Source organism: Streptomyces adustus (genome assembly GCF_009377175.1).
GTDB lineage: Bacteria > Actinomycetota > Actinomycetes > Streptomycetales > Streptomycetaceae > Streptomyces > Streptomyces adustus.
Genome location: NZ_VJZD01000089.1, coordinates 1 through 15,894, shown reverse-complemented (window position 1 = coordinate 15,894; position 15,894 = coordinate 1). Strand labels below are relative to the sequence as shown.

Sequence of the window (15,894 nt, the reverse complement as noted above, 5' to 3'; positions counted from 1 at the left end):
TCTCCTTTGACTGACAGGCCGAACCGCGTGTGGCGGTATGCGGTGAACGCCGCTTACACCCCATTCTGCTCTTATTTCCCCCTTATGTGTAGAGGGTGGCGATATCTGGTCACTCGCTGCCCCGTCCGGCCTGCCGGAGGAGCGCCGACCAATCCACCCGTGCCGCGGCCACGGATTACGCGCGAGGGCTCCGGAAAACCGGGGCGCGCGGAAGGCGGTGGCGGACATGACGGCGGGATCCGCGGGCGGGGCGCGTGACGGGCGGCGGCGTACGGCCGTGGTGGGCAGCGGGGTGGCGGGCCTGACCGCCGCCCATGTACTCGCCCGCGCCCACCACGTCACGCTGTACGAGGCGGACGACAGACTCGGCGGACACGCCCACACCCACCGGCTCACCTCGTCCGACGGCCGCGTGCACCAGGTCGACTCCGGCTTCATCGTGCACAACCGCCGTACCTACCCGAACCTCCTGCGGCTCTTCGGCGAACTCGGCGTGGCCACCCAGGAGTCCGAGATGAGCCTGTCCGTACGGTGCGAGGGCTGCGGGCTCGAATACGCCGGTGCCCGCGGCCCGGTCGGCCTGCTCGCCCGGCCCCGCAACGCCCTGCGCGGTGCCTACCTGCGGATGCTCGCCGAGGTCCCCGTCTTCCACCGGGCGGCGCGCCGGCAACTGGCCCGGGGCGCCGAAGACCCCCTCACACTCGGCGCGTTCCTCGACCGCGAGGGCTTCTCCCCCTATTTCCGGGCGCACTTCATGACACCGCTGGTGTCCGCCGTGTGGTCCTGCGACGCGGTCACCGCCGGAGGCCACCCGGCCGTCCACCTGTTCCGCTTCCTGGAGCACCACGGCATGCTCTCGATCGGCGGCTCGCCGGTGTGGCGCACCGTGACCGGAGGCTCCCGCAGCTACGTCGACCGGATCGCCGAACGGCTCGACGCGGTGCGCCTCGCGACCCCGGTCCGCTCCCTGCGGCGGCACCCCGACGGCGCCGAGATCACCCTCCACGACGGCACTGTCGAGTCCTACGACAGCGTCGTGATCGCCGTGCACCCGGACCAGGCGCTGAACCTGCTGGCCGACGCCACCGTGGCCGAGAAGGAGGTCCTCGGCGCGTTCCGCTACACCCGCAACACCACCCTCCTGCACACGGACACCGCGCTGCTCCCGCGCGCCCGCGGCGCCCGTGCCTCCTGGAACCACCTGCTGCCCTCCTGCACGGCGGGCGCCGACCGGGTCCGGGTCAGCTACGACATGAACCGCCTCCAACGCCTCGACGCGGCCGAGACGTTCGTCGTCACCCTGGGCGGTGAGGACCGGGTCGACCCCGCTCGGATCCTGGCCCGCATGGTCTACGAACATCCCGTGTACACCGCCGAGTCGGTCGCCGCCCAGCAGCGCCTCCCGGACCTGGACACGGCCGTCGCCGCCTACGCGGGCGCCTACCACGGCTGGGGCTTCCACGAGGACGGCTGCCGCTCCGGCGTCCGCGCCGCCGCGACACTGGGGGTGCGCCGGTGACAGCCGTGCCCGCCCTGTACCCGTGCACGATCACCCATGTGCGCACCGCGCCCTTCCGGTACACGCTGCGCCACCGCACCTACCTGTGGCTTCTCGACCCCGACCGGCCCCCCGTACTGCCGCGCCCGCTGCGGCCGTTGGCGAGGTTCGACCCCCGCGACCACTTCACCGGCGACGGGCGCCCGGTGCGGGCCGCCCTGGAGGCGTTCCTCGCCGCACACGGGGTACCGCCGCCGGGCGGCCCGGTGCTGATGCTCACCCACGCCCGCGTCCTGGGTCATGTCTTCAACCCGCTCACCCTCTACTGGTGCCACGACCCCCACGGCACCCCGCGCCACGTCGTCGCCGAGGTGCACAACACCTACGGCGGACGGCACTGCTACCTGCTGCACCCGGACGCGTCGGGAACGGCGTCCGCCGACAAGGAGTTCTACGTCTCCCCGTTCTTCCCCGTCGACGGCCGCTACCGCATGCGCCTGCCGGTACCCGGCCACCGGCTCGACGTGACCGTGCACCTCGACCGGGACGGCGGCCGCCCCTTCACCGCGACCGTGCGCGGCGGCCGGCGCGCGGTCACCGCGCGGGAGGTGCTGCGGCAGGCCCTGCGCCATCCGTGGTCCACCGTCGCAGTGTCCGCCGCGATCCGGGTGCACGGCATCCGCCTGTACCTGAAGGGACTGCCGGTCCAGCCCCGCCCCGGACAAGCCGCCGCGAACACCCGGAACCCCGAGGAGAGCGTGACATGACGACAGTCGAGCCCCGCCCCGCCGCCGTGCGGCGCGTCGTACGCCCCGCCGCCGCGGGCGTCGACCCGGCCCGCTGGCCCGACGTGGCGGCCCCGCGGGACGCCTCCCGGGCCCGTACGGCCGTCACGGCGGCGGTGGTACGCAGGGCTCTGGACCGGCTGCCGCTGCGGGCGCGGTACGCCGACGGCACCGAGGCCGGCCGCGGCGGACCGCTGCTGGAGATCCACGCACCCCGGGCGTTCCACGCCCGGATCGGCGCCCGGGGCCTGATCGGCTTCGGCGAGTCGTACATGGCCGGCGAGTGGGACGCGCCCGACCTGGCCGGCGCCCTCACCGTGCTCGCCGCCCACGCCGCCGACCTGATCCCCGCCCCGCTCCAGCGGCTGCGCGGCCTGTGGGCGCCGCGGCAGCCGGGCGCCCGGCGCAACACACCCGAGGGCGCCCGCGCCAACATCGGCCACCACTACGACCTGTCCAACGACCTCTTCGCCCTCTTCCTCGACGACACCCTCACCTACTCCTCCGCCGTCTTCCACCGTCTCCCCGCCCGCTGGGACGAGCTCGCCGCCGCCCAGCACCGCAAGATCGACCGACTGCTGGACCTCGCACAGGTGAGCGACGGCACCCGGCTGCTGGAGATCGGCACCGGCTGGGGCGAACTCGCGATCCGGGCCGCCGCCCGCGGCGCGCACGTCACCTCGCTGACCCTCTCGCGCGAGCAGCGCGACCTGGCCCGCGCCCGCGTGCACGACGCCGCACTGACCGACCTGGTCGACATCGAACTGTGCGACTACCGCGAGGCCCGCGGCACCTACGACGCCGTCGTCAGCGTCGAGATGGTCGAGGCCGTCGGCGAGGAGTTCTGGCCGGTGTACTTCCGCACCCTCGACGACCGGCTCGCCCCCGGCGGCCGCGCCGCCCTCCAGGCCATCACCATGCCGCACGACCGCATGCTCGCCACCCGCGACACCTACACCTGGATCCAGAAGTACGTCTTCCCCGGCGGCAGGCTGCCCTCCGTCGAGGCCGTCGCCGAGGCCGTCCGCGACCACACCCGGCTGACCGTCACCCGGCGCGACGGCTTCGGGGCGCACTACGCCGAGACCCTGCGTCTGTGGCGGCAGCGCTTCGCCGAGCGCGCCGAGGACGTCGCCGGGCTCGGCTTCGACCACACCTTCCGGCGGATGTGGAACCTCTACCTGGCCTACTCCGAGGCCGGATTCCGCTCCGGCTACCTCGACGTACAGCAGTACCTGCTCACGAAGGAGGCCCCTGCCCGATGAGCACGCCGCGCACCCCGCGCACGCCGCGCACCCCGCGCACCGCGCGGCCCGGCGCCGCGCACCGGCTCGCCGCGCTCGTCCGGGACGCGCTCGGCGGCCCGCTGCCGCTGCGGCTGCGCGCCTGGGACGGCAGCGAGACGGGCCCCGCCGACGGACCGGTCGTGGTCGTACGCTCCCGGCGCGCGCTGCGCCGGCTGCTGTGGCAGCCCGGTGAACTCGGGCTCGCCCAGGCCTACGTCACCGGCGAACTGGACGTGGACGGCGATCTCGCCGAGGCCCTGCGCGCCATGTGGGCCGCCGTACGGGAGCACGCCCTGCACCCGCCCCGGCTCACCCTCGCCGACCGGACCCGCGCGCTCGGCACGGCCGCACGGCTCGGCGCCGTCGGCCCGCGCCCGGCGGACCCCGCCTCGCAGGCCCGGCTGCGCGGCGCACCGCACAGCAGAGCCCGCGACCGGGCCGCCGTCAGCCACCACTACGACCTCTCCAACGACTTCTACCGGCTGCTCCTCGACGACACCATGGCCTACTCGTGCGGCTACTGGCCGGGCGAGGAGCCGCACGCCACCGCCGAGCGCTCCCAGCACGCCAAGCTGGAGCTGGTCTGCCGCAAGCTCGGCCTGGTGCCCGGCAGCCGACTGCTGGACATCGGCTGCGGCTGGGGCTCCCTCGCCCTGTACGCGGCCGAGGAGCACAAGGCGCAGGTCACCGCCGTCACCCTGGCCCACGAGCAGGCCGCCCACGTGCGCGCCCGGGTACGCGAACGCGCGCTGGAGCACCGGGTCGAGGTGGTGTGCCAGGACTACCGCGACATCGGCGGCGGGGCGTACGACGCCGTCGCGAGCGTGGAGATGGGCGAGCACGTCGGGGACGCCGAGTACCCGGCGTTCACGGCCGCCCTGCACCGGCTAGTGCGACCGGGGGGCCGGGTGCTGGTGCAGCAGATGTCGCGGGGCGCCGGCGCGCCCGGCGGCGGGGCGTTCATCGAGACGTACATCGCGCCCGACATGCACATGCGGCCGCTCGGCGAGACCGTGTCGCTGCTGGAGGGGGCCGGTCTGGAGGTGCGGTCGGTGGAGTCGCTGCGCGAGCACTACGTCCGTACGGTCGCCGCCTGGCACCGCACCCTGGAGGACCGCTGGAGCGACGTCGTACGGCTCGTCGGGGAGGAGACGGCCCGGGTGTGGCGGCTGTACCTGGTCGGCGGCGCGCTCGCCTTCGAACAGCGCCGCATGGGCGTCGACCAGATCCTGAGCGTGCGCCCCACGGCCGACGGGGTGAGCGGTATGCCCGCCACACCGGCGCACTGGTACGCGGGATTGGACCGGCCGTGAACGCCGTCGCCTGGGACGCCTTCGCGGACAACCTGCTCTGGGCCGCCCTCACCGCCCTGGCCGTCATGCTGGTCACCTTCGCCGTCGCCGTACGCAGGCGCCTGCACCGGATCGTGGACGTGGCCTGGGGGCTCGGCTTCACCGCGGTCGCCCTGGTGAGCTGCGCGGCCTCGGCGGGCGAGGGCGACACCGGGCGCCGGGTGCTGGTGACCGTCCTGACGTCCGTGTGGGGACTGCGGCTGGCCGCGCACATCGCCCGGCGGGGGCGCGGCCACGGGGAGGACCCGCGCTACGAGGCACTGCTGGCGAAGGCCCCCGGCAGCCGCGACCTGTACGCCCTGCGCATGGTGTACCTGCTCCAGGGCGCCCTGGTGTGGCTGGTCTCGCTGCCGGTCCAGGCCGCGCAGTACGTGCGGACGGAGATGTCGGGCCTCGCCTGGGCGGGCACGGCGCTGTGGGCGGTCGGCCTGTTCTTCGAAGCGGTCGGGGACGCCCAGCTCGCCCGGTTCAAGGCCGACCCGGCCCACCGAGGCCGGATCATGGACCAAGGGCTGTGGCGCTACACCCGCCATCCCAACTACTTCGGCGACTTCTGCGTGTGGTGGGGGCTGTACCTGATCGCGTGCGACTCCGCCGCGACGGCCGCGCTGTCCCTCGTGTCACCGGTGGTCATGAGCTTCCTGCTCATCCGGGGGAGCGGCAAACCGATGCTGGAGCGGCACCTGGCCGGGCGCCCCGGCTACGCCCGGTACGCCGCCCGCACCAGCGGGTTCTTCCCCCGGCCGCCGCGCGGCTGACGAGGGCCGCGGCCCTGGCGCGGGACCGCGCGCGCGAGCGGCGGCGGTACCGCGAACGGCGTGGCGGGTGCGGGCCGACGGCGCTCACCCGTCCACCCCCAGGCAGTCGCGCAGTCGGACGAGTCCGTCGCGCAGCCGGGTCTTGACCGTGCCGAGCGGCAGCCCGAGGTCCTGCGCGACCTGCCGGTAGGTCAGCCCCCGGTAATAGGCCAGGGTGATCGCCTGCCGCTGGATCTCCGTCAGGGCGAGCAGGCAGTGCCGCACCTGCTCCCGCTCCAGGCGCGCCTCCACCTGTTCGGTCACCTGGTCGTACGCGGGCATGCGGTCGAGCAGCGCCGCCCGGTGGTCGCGGGCCGCGGCGGCCTCCGCAGAGCGGACCCGGTCCACCGCCCGGCGGTGGGCGAGGGTGAGGATCCAGTTGACGGCGGATCCACGCTCGGGGCGGAAGCGGCGGGCGGTGCGCCAGACCTCGACCAGTACCTCCTGTGCGACCTCCTCGGACTGCGCGCGGTCGCGCAGCACACCGCGGGCGACGCCCAGCACCGGGCTCGCCACGGCGTCGTAGAGGGCGGCGAAGGCCCGCTGGTCGCCCAGGGCCACCTGGCTCAGCAACTCCTCCAGGTCGGGTCGCGATGCGGGAGCCCCGCCGACGTGGACGGCTTCTGTCACGGGAGAGACCTCCGGGAGTCGACACGTGCGGGCGTCGTCCGGTGCCGGTGCCGGTGCCGGTGCCGGTGGAAGGGCGAAGGCCGGGGTCCGCCCGCGACGCCCTGTCCCTCCCTTCCGGCGGCGACGGCGGTTCGGATGCGCCCGTCCCTTCGCTGCATCGTTCGTGCATCGAAAACCGGTGCGAAGAGCGACCGCCTGCCCGTCCCCGGTGTCGCCTCAGGCGCACATGTCCTGCGGAAGACAGCTGCGCAGCCGCAGCAGCCCGCGGCGCGCGTGGCTCTTCACCGTGCCCAGGGGCAGACCGGTGCGCTCCGCGATCTGGGCCTGGGTCAGGTCCTCGTAGAAGGTCAGCCGCAGCACCCGCTGCTGCGGGGCCGGGAGCCGGGCCAGCTCGTGGCGCACGAGCACCCGGTCGAGGACGGCCTCGGGCTGCTGCTGCGCGGCGGGCGCGAGCACCGAGCCGGCCGTGGAGACGAGTTCGGCGCGGCGGGTCCGGGCGCCGAGCGCGTCGGCGACCTTGCGTTTCGTGATGCCGACGATCCAGCCCGCCAGCGTGCCGCGCTCCGGCCGGTAGCCCAGGCGGCCGCGCCAGACCCCCAGGAACACCTGCTGCGCGACGTCCTCCGCCTCCCTGGCGTCCCCCAGCGAGCGCCGGGCGAGCGTGTGCACCAGCGCCGACCAGCGGTGGCAGACCACGGCCAGACAGGCCTCGTCGCCCGCCACCAGACCGCGGGCCAGCTCCTCGTCGGAGTACGACTCCTGCGGCCGGGTCCACAGCGGTGCGGCGGGGGGCGGCGCGGCGCTCGGATCCGGACTCATGACGGCGACTCCTCGCTTCGTACGGACCGGTCCACGTCACCGTCGACGGGCCCCGGTACCGTCATCCTGCGAGCGGAGGGGCCGCCCGCTCAATGCGCATCGGTTGTGCATCGGTTGGCTGCCGTACAGTCGGCGTCATGAGCGAGTCCCCGAGTGGGTCCCCGGGCGAGTCCCCGGGCGAGGAGTCGGGCGACGGTGCGGCCGTCGCGGGTCTGACCACCGGTGCGGTGGCCCGTCGGCTGGGGGTGTCGCCCACCACGCTGCGCTCCTGGGACCGCAGGTACGGCATCGGTCCGGCGGTCCGCTCCGACGGACGCCACCGGCGCTGGACCCGGCAGGACGTGGCGAGGCTGGAGACGATGTGCCGGCTGACGGCCGCCGGGGTGCCGCCCGCGGAGGCGGCCCGCGCCGCGCAGGGCGAGCCGGCCGACACGGCCCCCCGGGCCACCGCCTCGGCCATGCCCGCCGTCCCCGCCGCCCAGGGTGAGCCCGGTGCCTGGCGCGCGGGGGATCGCGGCGGGCGGGCCGCGGCCGGGCCGCTGCCCCTGGGCGACGTGCGCCAGGAGTGCCGCGGCCTCGCCCGTGCCGCCGTCCGGCTCGACGCCCCCGCGGTCCAGGAGCAACTGGCCCGGGCCGTCGAGGAGCACGGGCTGACGGTCGCCTGGCAGGAGGTGATCGTGCCGACGCTGCACGCGGTGGGACGCAAGTGGGCCTCGTCGGGAGACCGTTACGTCGAGGTCGAGCACCTGCTGTCCTGGCATGTCTCCGGCACCCTGCACCGGCACACCCGGCCCACCGGGCGGTACGGGGACGTCGACGCCGGGGCGCCGGGACCGGTGGTGCTCGCCTGCGTACCCGGCGAGCAGCACACCCTGCCGCTGGAGGCGCTCGACGCCGGACTGAGCGAACTCGGCGTACCCACCCGCATGTTCGGGGCCGCCGTACCCGCCGAGGCGCTGATCGCCGCGGTCGGCCGGCTGGGGCCCGCGGCCGTGGTCCTGTGGGCCCAGGCACGCTCCTCGGCGAGCCTGCCGCTGGCCCAGCACGTCGCCGCCGCGCAGTGGGGCGTCAAGGGCGCCCGTAGACAGCCCCTGGTGATGCTCGCCGGCCCCGGCTGGCTCGGCCGGGCCACCCACGGGATGGCGCGACCGAACACCCTGGGCGACGCGGTGGACCTGCTGGCCGGTCTCTACACCGGGCCCGGCTAGCGCGTGTCCGGCGGGCGCCCGGCGCGCGCAGGCGGTGCCCGCCCGCCGCGTGGGTCGGGCGCGTCCTCAGTCGCGTCCGCGGGCCTCCCGGAAGCGGGCGAGTCCCTCGGAGAGGTCGACGATCGGCTCCGGGTAGTCCACCCCCGCGCGCTGCGGCCCCCGGAGTTTCCACGGCTCGTGCACCGACGGCCCCTCGACGCTCGCCAGTTCGGGCACCCACCGGCGCACGTAGGCCCCGTCGGGATCGTGCCGCTTGGCCTGGGTGACGGGGTTGAGCACCCGGTTGGGGCGGCTGTCGGTGCCGGTCCCCGCCATCCACTGCCAGTTGAGCTGGTTGTTCGCGACGTCGCCGTCGACCAGCAGGTCCAGGAAGTGCCGGGCGCCGACCCGCCAGTCGACGTAGAGCGTCTTGGTGAGAAAACTCGCCGTCAGCAGCCGGCAGCGGTTGTGCATCCAGCCCTCGTACCGGAGTTGGCGCATCCCCGCGTCGACCACCGGATAGCCGGTCCGGCCCTCCCGCCACGCCGCCACGTCCTCCCGCGCCGTCCGCTCGGACCGCCAACGGTCCCGCTTGGTGCGGTAGTCGGCGGTGGCCACCGCCGGGCGCGCGGCGAGCACCTGACGGTGGAAGTCCCGCCACGCGAGCTGCCGTACGAACGCCTCGGCGCCGGGACCGCCCGCCCGGCGCGCCCGGTTGACGACCTCCACGGGGGAGAGGGTGCCGAAGTGCAGGTGCGGGGAGAGCCGGGAGGTCGCGTCGCCGCCGAGGTCGTCCTGGCCGGTCTCGTAGGCGTCGACGCCGCGGCGGAGCCAGGCCGTGAGCCGCTCCCGGCCCGCCGTCTCGCCGCCCGCGGCCAGTCCCTCCGACACCCCGGTGAGTCCCTTCCGGGAGGGCAGTCCAGCGGAGCCGATGCCGTCCGGGACCCGCACCACGCGCGGCGCGCCGAGGGTGTCGCGCAGTGTCTGCCGCGACCACTGCCGGAAGTAGGGGGTGAAGACGGCGAAGTGGTCCGAGGAGGCCGGTGTCACGGCACCCGGCGGGACGGCCGTGCTCACCGTGTCGTGGACGTGCAGCCGTACGCCCTGGGCCTCCAGCGCGGCCCGCAGCCGTTCCTCGCGCCGCTGGGCGAAGGCGCTGACGTCGGCCGCCATGTGCACCTCGTCCGCGTCCGACTCGGCCGCCGCCTTGCAGACTTCCTCTACGACGTCGCCGTGGCGCAGGACGAGCCGTCCGCCGCGCTCGCGCAGGCCCGCGTCCAGGTCGCGCAGGCAGTCCGCGAGGAACGCCAGCCGGTTGGCGGCGGCGAAACCGGCGCCGTCCACGGCCGGGTCGCGGACGAAGAGCGGCACGATCTGCCGGGAGCCGTCGAGGGCGGCGCGCAGCGGCGGATGGTCGTGCAGACGGAGGTCGCAGGTGAACAGGACGACCGAGACGTTCATGAGGCATGCTCCGGAGAAGAGTGGGGGCCGTGGAGGTGCTTCCGGCCCGGGACGTCCGATGGATGCGGGTGTCCTCGGACACGGATGGCGCGACGCACACGGCCTTCGACCCGACGGCGCCCGGTCCTCGGCCCCAGGGCGCGCGCCCCTCGCCCAGCGGCACGCCCCCCTCGCTCAGCGGCCCGCGGCCCGCAGATCGGCGGTGCGCCGCTCAGGGACGCGTGCCTCTCGCTCAGCGCCGCGTGCCCGCAGCCCGCAGCCCGCAGATCGGCGGTGCGCGGCCCGCAGCTCAGCGGCGCGCACCCCTCGCTCAGCGGCACGCAGCCCGCGGTACGCAGCTCAGCGGTGCGCAGCCCAGGGGCGCGTGCCCCGCGCTAGCGCCGCGCACCCCTCGCCCGGCGGCGTGTGGCCCGCAGCCCGCGGCCCGCAGATCGGCGGCCCGCAGATCGGCGGTGCGCCGCTCAGGGACGCGTGCCTCTCGCTCAGCGCCGCGTGCCCGCAGCCCGCAGCCCGCAGCCCGCAGCCCGCAGCCCGCAGATCGGCGGTGCGCGGCCCGCAGCTCAGCGGCGCGCACCCCTCGCTCAGCGGCACGCAGCCCGCGGCCCGCAGCTCAGCGCGCGCTGCCCAGGGGCGCGTGCCCCGCGCTAGCGCCGCGCACTCTCGCCCGGCGGCGTGTGGCCCGCAGCCCGCGGCCCGCAGCCCGTGGCCCGCAGATCGGCGGTGCGCCGCCCAGGGGCGCGTGCCTCTCGCTCAGCGCCGCGTGCCCCTCGCCCGGCGGCGCGTGGCCCGCGGCCCTCGGCCCGGCGGCGCGCCGCCCGCAGCTCAAGCGCGTACGACCCGCAGCCCAGCGCCGAGTACCCCGCGCTCAGCGGCCCGCGCCCCTCGCTCAGCGGGCCACGGGCCACGGCTCACGGCCCGCAGGCCAGGGGCGTGCGCGGCCGTCAGCCCAGGGGTGCCCGGTCCCCGCCGTGCCCGACCGGGCTCGCCGCCGCGGCGCGGGCGATGTTGCGGGCCATCCCGCCGAACACGACGGCGTGGAAGGGGGAGACGCTCCACCAGTAGGCCTGGCCGAGCAGCCCGCGCGGATGGAACAGGGCACGCTGGCGGTACCGGGTGCGGCCGTCGCCGTCCGCGTCCACGTACATCTCCAGCCAGGCCAGACCCGGCAGCCGCATCTCGGCGCGCAGCCGCAGCAGCCGTCCGGGCTGGATCTCCTCGACCCGCCAGAAGTCCAGCGAGTCGCCGACCCGCAGCCGCGCCGCGTCCCGGCGCCCGCGGCGCAGTCCGACCCCGCCGACCAGCCGGTCCAGCCAGCCGCGTACGGCCCAGGCCAGCGGGAAGGAGTACCAGCCGTTCTCGCCCCCGATGCCCTCGATCACCCGCCACAGCGCCGCGCACGAGGCCTCGACCGGCTGCTCGCGCTCGTCGGTGTAGAGGCTGCCGCCCGCCCAGTCCGGGTCGGTGGGCAGCGGGTCGCTCGGGGCGCCGGGCACGGACGCGGACGACCACCGGGTCGTCACCTTCGCCTCGCGCACCCGGCGCAGGGCGAGCCGGACCGCCTCGTCGAAGCCGATCGGATGCCCCGGCGGGTCGGGGACGTACCGGACGATGTCGCGCTCGTGGCAGACGACCTCGTGCCGCAGCGACTCGGTGAGCGGCCGCGCGATCGCCGCGGGCACGGGCGTGACCAGGCCGACCCAGTGACTGGACAGGCCGGGGGAGAGCATCGGCACGGAGACGATGAGACGGCGCGGCAGCCGCGCGACGGCGGCGTAGCGCACCATCATCTCCCGGTACGTCAGGACGTCCGGCCCCCCGATGTCGAAGGCGCGGTTCACGTCCGCGGGCATCCGGGCGCTGCCGACCAGGACGCGCAGCACGTCCCGCACCGCCACCGGCTGGATCCGGGTGTGCACCCAGCTGGGGGTGACCATCACCGGGAGGCGTTCGGTGAGGTAGCGCAGCATCTCGAAGGAGACCGAACCGGAGCCGAGGATGACGGCCGCCCGCAGCACGGTCGTCGGCACCCCCGAGGCGAGCAGGATGCGGCCGACCTCCGCCCGCGACCGCAGATGCGGCGAGAGCTCGCGCTCGGGGACCTCCGCGGGGGCCAGGCCGCCGAGGTAGACGATCCGCCGTACGCCCGCTGCCCGGGCCTGCTCGCCGAAGACCCGGGCGGCCTCCCGGTCCGTCCGCTCGAAGTCCTTGCCGCTGCCCAGGGCGTGCACCAGGTAGTAGGCGACGTCGATGTCCCGCAGGGCGTCGGCGACGGACGAGGCGTCGGTGACGTCGCCGCGTACCACCTCCGTGTCGCCCGCCCACGGATGGTCGCGCAGCCGCTCCGGGGAGCGCGCCAGACACCGCACCCGGTGGCCCGCGTCGAGCAGTTCCGGGACGAGCCGGCCGCCGATGTAGCCGGTGGCGCCGGTCACCAGGCAGCGCAGCCCGGCTCCGGGGTCGTCTGCGTTCATGTACATGCGGCCCTTCGCGTCGCGGCCCCCTCGATCGTGATCGATCCCTCCCGCATCACTTCCCCGAGCCGGACCCCTCCGGATGCGGCGTTCGGGTTTCTATACGCTGGCCGTGTGGCCACAGCGAACGACCGGGAGCAGCGCGCGCGGGGACAGCGGTCCCCCGACGACGCGGTGCCCACCGACCTGCCCGCCTTCGGCGTCCAGCTGCGCCGGATGAACGGTGAGATCAACCGTCTGATGCAGGGGTTCGCGGGGGAGCAGGGACTGCATCCGACGGACGTCCAGGCGCTCGCGGCCATCCTCGACGCCGAGGGACCGATGACCCCGAAGCGGCTGCGCGAGCACCTCGGGCTCACCTCGGGCGCGGTGACCGCGTGCGTGGACCGGCTGGAGCGCGCGGGGCACATCCGGCGCGTCCGGGAGAGCGCCGACCGCCGGGTGGTCCACCTGCACTACGCGGCCGGCGCCCTGCCGGCGGCCCGGACCTACTTCCGCCCGCTGGCGGACGCCACCGCGGCCGCGCGGTCCCGTTTCACCGAGGACGAGCTGGCACTGGTGCTGCGCTTCCTGGCGGCCCTGAACGAGGAGCTCGCCGGGATCAAGGACCCCGGACACTGACGGGACGGCGGCCCGTCCCGCCGTCGCAGCCGGCGTCCTCGTACGACGTGCGGTGATTTCCGGTGATGTCCAGTGATTTCGGGCGCCTTCGCATGCCCGTGCGTGCGAACGCCCGTGTCTCCGTGCATCCGCGGGCCGGTAGGAAGCGGAAGGGTGGGTGTCGTCTACGATCGTCGGCGGTCGATATATCTCAATCATCAAGATTGTTTTTCATTAAGATTATCTACCGTCGAGACACCCACTTTCTCGGAGCACGGAGAACACGGAGAACCATGTCCACCACTCCACGACGGGCCCGCACACTCGTCCGGCTCGTCCCCCTGGTCCTGCTCGCCGTGTGGCTCGGCGTCGGCGGCCTGCTCGGGCCCTACGCCGGGCGGCTCGGCGAGGTCGCGACGAACGACCGCGCCGCGTTCCTGCCGCGCAGCGCCGAGTCGACCGAGGCCGTCGCCGAACAGCGGGCCTTCCGGCAGGACGAGACACTGCCGGCGATCGTCCTGTGGACCGCCCCCGCCGACGCCGCTGCGGGTGCCCGGATCGCCGACAGCCGCGCGGCCGCCGACCGTGCCCTGGCCTCGCTCCCCGGCACACCGGGCGTCGTCGGCCGGGTGTCGCCCGCGATCCCCTCCGAGGACGGCGCGGCCCTGGAGGCCGTCGTCCAGCTGCGGCCCGACCTGGGAACCGCCCTCCCCGACACCCTCGACCGGATCCGGTCCGCCGCGGCGCGTGTGCCCGGCACCACGGTCCAGCTGGCCGGGCCGGCCGCCAGCCAGGCCGACCTGGCCGACGCGTTCTCCGGGATCGACGGACTGCTCCTCGTCGTGGCCCTGGTCACCGTCCTGGTGATCCTGCTGCTGGTCTACCGCAGCGTGCTGCTCCCGCTCATCGTCATCCTCGGCGCGGTCTTCGCGCTGGGGCTCGCCTGCGCGGTGGTGTACGTGCTCGCCGACCACGACGTGGTCCGCGTCGACGGACAGATCCAGGGCATCCTCTCCATCCTCGTGATCGGGGCCGCCACCGACTACGCCCTGCTCGTGACCGCCCGCTTCCGTGAGGAACTCGCCCTGGGCGAGGACCGGTTCACGGCCGTACGGGCCGCGCTGCGGCGGTCCTGGGGCGCCGTCGTGGCCAGTGCGGCCACCGTCGCCCTCGCGCTGCTCGCCCTGCTGTTCAGCGACCTCACCAACAACCGGGCGCTCGGACCGGTGGGCGCCATCGGCATCTGCTGCGCCGCGCTCAGCGCCCTGACGTTCCTGCCCGCGGCCCTCGTCCTGCTGGGCCGCGCCGCCTACTGGCCCGCGAAGCCCCGGCCCGCCCGGGGTCCGGGGGCCGGGGAAGGGGTGTGGCACCGGGTCGCGCAGCTGGTCGACCGGTCGCCCCGCAAGGTCTGGGCGGTCTCCCTCGCCGCGCTGCTGGCGTGCGCCGCGTTCGCCCCGGCCCTCAACTCCCGAGGCGTCCCGCAGGACGAGATCTTCGTCAACGCCGTCCCCTCCGTCGCCGCCCAGAAGTCCCTCGGCGCCCACTTCCCCGGCGGTTCGGGCAACCCGACGGTGGTCGTCGCCGACGCCGGGGCACTGGACCGGGTGGTCGCGGCGGCCAAGGACACCGAGGGTGTCGACTCCGCCGCCGGTGTGGCGAGCTCCGGCCGCCCCGGCGGCAAGGCCCTGGTCGTCGACGGACGGGTGCTCGTCGACGTCACCCTCACCTCCGCCGCGGACAGCGACGAGGCCAAGGCGACCGTCGCCCGGCTGCGCACCACGCTGCACGCGATCCCCGGCGCGCACGCCGTCGTCGGCGGCTACACCGCACAGCAGTACGACACCCTGCGCACCGCCGAGCGCGACCGCGGCCTCATCGTGCCCGTGGTCCTCGTCATCATCTTCGTCATCCTGACGGTGCTGCTGCGCTCGCTGCTGATGCCGGCACTGCTCGTGGCCACCGTGGCGCTCAACTTCCTGGCCACACTGGGCGTCTCGGCCCTCGTCTTCCGCCATGTGTTCGGCTTCACCGGGACGGAGGCGTCGGTCCCGCTGTACGGCTTCGTGTTCCTGGTCGCCCTGGGCGTCGACTACAACATCTTCCTCATGTCCCGGGTCCGGGAGGAGTCGATGCGGCACGGAGTGCGCCAGGGCGTGCTGCGCGGTCTGGTCAGCACCGGCGGGGTCATCACCTCCGCGGGCGTGGTGCTCGCCGCGACCTTCGCCGCCCTCGGGGTCATCCCGCTCGCCTTCCTGGTGCAGATCGCCTTCATCGTCGCCTTCGGCGTCCTGCTCGACACCCTCGTGGTGCGCTCGCTCCTGGTCCCCGCCCTGGTGCTGGACATCGGAGCCAGGGCGTGGTGGCCGGGACGACTGAGCCGGACTCCCGCCGCGGACACCGCGCGGACCGCGGACGGCGCACCGCTCGACCCGGCGGACCCCGCGTCGAAGACGCAGGAGCACGCGCCGCGCTGACGGTCCGGCACGAGACCCGTCCCCCCCCGGTCGGCGCGCATGGCCGCGCCGATCGGGGGCAGGCGGTCCTTACGGTTCTCACGGTCGATCCGGAGGTGTCCGCCGCTATGAGCACGAAGGTGTTGCAGCGCTTTCCCGCGGGAGCCCCGCGGGGTTCCTGGCCCGCGGAGGAGTACGCGGCGGCCCGCCGCGCGCAGGGCGAGCCCGCGACCGTGGTCATGGATCTGACCTCGGACACCTTCCTCGTGGTGGTTCCCGGCCCCGACGAGGACTGACCGGGCCGATGGCCGACGAGGGCGGCGACCGGCCGGGACGATCGCCGACCGAGGCGGGGGCCGCGCGGGAGGACGGCCGACCGGAATGGCGGCCGGACGTGTCGCGACCGTCGTCCGCCGTCCTCCGGCCGACGCTCAGCCGGACCCGTCGATCAGCGTGCGCAGATGTGCCTGGCGGGATCGCTCCGTCTGGCCCTGGACCAGCAGGAACAGCCCCTCCCTGGCGAGGCGTTGGGCGCGGCTCGTCAACGCCATCGCC

The 15,894-nt window shown here is 75.0% G+C and carries 13 protein-coding genes and 1 pseudogene; 9 read left to right on the top strand and 5 right to left on the bottom strand.

All coding sequences use genetic code 11. From position 1 onward, the window contains the following. The first annotated feature begins 226 nt into the window (after window positions 1-226). The 5 genes from FNH09_RS22115 to FNH09_RS22095 are packed head-to-tail and all read left to right on the top strand — an operon-like array spanning window position 227 to window position 5,679. Window positions 227-1,519, top strand: coding sequence for an NAD(P)/FAD-dependent oxidoreductase (locus FNH09_RS22115; protein WP_152890646.1), 1,293 nt, complete (start codon window positions 227-229; stop codon window positions 1,517-1,519). Next, the gene (locus FNH09_RS22110; protein WP_162468921.1) at window positions 1,516-2,265 is read left to right on the top strand and encodes a DUF1365 family protein; all 750 of its coding nucleotides are present in this window, start codon (window positions 1,516-1,518) and stop codon (window positions 2,263-2,265) included. Before FNH09_RS22115 ends, FNH09_RS22110 begins: the two co-directional genes overlap by 4 nt. Next, window positions 2,262-3,548 (top strand): SAM-dependent methyltransferase, encoded by a 1,287-nt coding sequence (locus FNH09_RS22105; protein WP_152890642.1) that lies wholly within the window; start codon window positions 2,262-2,264, stop codon window positions 3,546-3,548. Before FNH09_RS22110 ends, FNH09_RS22105 begins: the two co-directional genes overlap by 4 nt. Further along, window positions 3,545-4,882, top strand: coding sequence for an SAM-dependent methyltransferase (locus FNH09_RS22100; RefSeq protein WP_152890640.1), 1,338 nt, complete (start codon window positions 3,545-3,547; stop codon window positions 4,880-4,882). The genes FNH09_RS22105 and FNH09_RS22100 overlap by 4 nt, the downstream gene beginning before the upstream one ends. Further along, entirely contained in the window at window positions 4,879-5,679 is an 801-nt protein-coding gene (locus tag FNH09_RS22095) for a DUF1295 domain-containing protein (protein ID WP_162468920.1), read from the top strand. Before FNH09_RS22100 ends, FNH09_RS22095 begins: the two co-directional genes overlap by 4 nt. An 84-nt stretch (window positions 5,680-5,763) precedes the next feature. Here FNH09_RS22095 and sigK read toward each other — a convergent pair whose 3' ends face one another. Continuing rightward, window positions 5,764-6,348 (bottom strand): ECF RNA polymerase sigma factor SigK, encoded by a 585-nt coding sequence (sigK, locus tag FNH09_RS22090; protein WP_162468919.1) that lies wholly within the window; start codon window positions 6,346-6,348, stop codon window positions 5,764-5,766. 216 nt (window positions 6,349-6,564) lie between these two features. Continuing rightward, a complete protein-coding gene (locus FNH09_RS22085) occupies window positions 6,565-7,167 on the bottom strand; it encodes a sigma-70 family RNA polymerase sigma factor (protein ID WP_152890638.1) in 603 nt (200 codons plus the stop codon). A 137-nt stretch (window positions 7,168-7,304) separates the two neighbouring features. Between FNH09_RS22085 and FNH09_RS22080 the strand changes: the two genes are divergently transcribed. Further along, window positions 7,305-8,375, top strand: a complete 1,071-nt coding sequence (locus FNH09_RS22080) for a MerR family transcriptional regulator (protein ID WP_152890636.1) — start codon at window positions 7,305-7,307, stop codon at window positions 8,373-8,375. A gap of 66 nt (window positions 8,376-8,441) precedes the next feature. On the opposite strand, the gene FNH09_RS22075 is transcribed toward FNH09_RS22080, so the two are convergent. Together FNH09_RS22075 and FNH09_RS22070 are read right to left on the bottom strand one after the other, a co-directional pair. Then, on the bottom strand, window positions 8,442-9,815 hold the full coding sequence (locus tag FNH09_RS22075) for a cryptochrome/photolyase family protein (protein ID WP_152890634.1): 1,374 nt from the start codon (window positions 9,813-9,815) through the stop codon (window positions 8,442-8,444). Between the two features lie 941 nt (window positions 9,816-10,756). Further along, window positions 10,757-12,286, bottom strand: a complete 1,530-nt coding sequence (locus FNH09_RS22070; protein WP_162468918.1) for an SDR family oxidoreductase — start codon at window positions 12,284-12,286, stop codon at window positions 10,757-10,759. A gap of 114 nt (window positions 12,287-12,400) precedes the next feature. Here FNH09_RS22070 and FNH09_RS22065 point away from each other — a divergent pair, with 114 nt between their 5' ends. From FNH09_RS22065 to FNH09_RS47725, 3 genes are all read left to right on the top strand, one after another. Next, window positions 12,401-12,907 (top strand): MarR family winged helix-turn-helix transcriptional regulator, encoded by a 507-nt coding sequence (locus FNH09_RS22065; protein WP_375971485.1) that lies wholly within the window; start codon window positions 12,401-12,403, stop codon window positions 12,905-12,907. A 272-nt stretch (window positions 12,908-13,179) separates the two neighbouring features. Further along, window positions 13,180-15,360 (top strand): MMPL family transporter, encoded by a 2,181-nt coding sequence (locus tag FNH09_RS22060; protein WP_152890629.1) that lies wholly within the window; start codon window positions 13,180-13,182, stop codon window positions 15,358-15,360. A gap of 107 nt (window positions 15,361-15,467) precedes the next feature. Next, window positions 15,468-15,635, top strand: coding sequence for a hypothetical protein (locus FNH09_RS47725; RefSeq protein WP_202919723.1), 168 nt, complete (start codon window positions 15,468-15,470; stop codon window positions 15,633-15,635). 135 nt (window positions 15,636-15,770) lie between these two features. On the opposite strand, the pseudogene FNH09_RS22055 reads toward FNH09_RS47725, so the two are convergent. Next, a pseudogene (locus FNH09_RS22055) lies at window positions 15,771-15,894 on the bottom strand (acyl-CoA dehydrogenase); the annotation flags it as partial.

Coding starts and splice junctions, on each gene's coding strand:
- FNH09_RS22080 (WP_152890636.1), top strand. CDS start 7,305: ATGAGCGAGTCCCCGAGTGGGTCCCCGGGCGAGTCCCCGGGCGAGGAG.
- FNH09_RS22085 (WP_152890638.1), bottom strand. CDS start 7,167: ATGAGTCCGGATCCGAGCGCCGCGCCGCCCCCCGCCGCACCGCTGTGG.
- FNH09_RS22070 (WP_162468918.1), bottom strand. CDS start 12,286: ATGAACGCAGACGACCCCGGAGCCGGGCTGCGCTGCCTGGTGACCGGC.
- FNH09_RS22060 (WP_152890629.1), top strand. CDS start 13,180: ATGTCCACCACTCCACGACGGGCCCGCACACTCGTCCGGCTCGTCCCC.
- FNH09_RS22105 (WP_152890642.1), top strand. CDS start 2,262: ATGACGACAGTCGAGCCCCGCCCCGCCGCCGTGCGGCGCGTCGTACGC.
- FNH09_RS22115 (WP_152890646.1), top strand. CDS start 227: ATGACGGCGGGATCCGCGGGCGGGGCGCGTGACGGGCGGCGGCGTACG.
- FNH09_RS22100 (WP_152890640.1), top strand. CDS start 3,545: ATGAGCACGCCGCGCACCCCGCGCACGCCGCGCACCCCGCGCACCGCG.
- FNH09_RS22075 (WP_152890634.1), bottom strand. CDS start 9,815: ATGAACGTCTCGGTCGTCCTGTTCACCTGCGACCTCCGTCTGCACGAC.
- FNH09_RS47725 (WP_202919723.1), top strand. CDS start 15,468: ATGAGCACGAAGGTGTTGCAGCGCTTTCCCGCGGGAGCCCCGCGGGGT.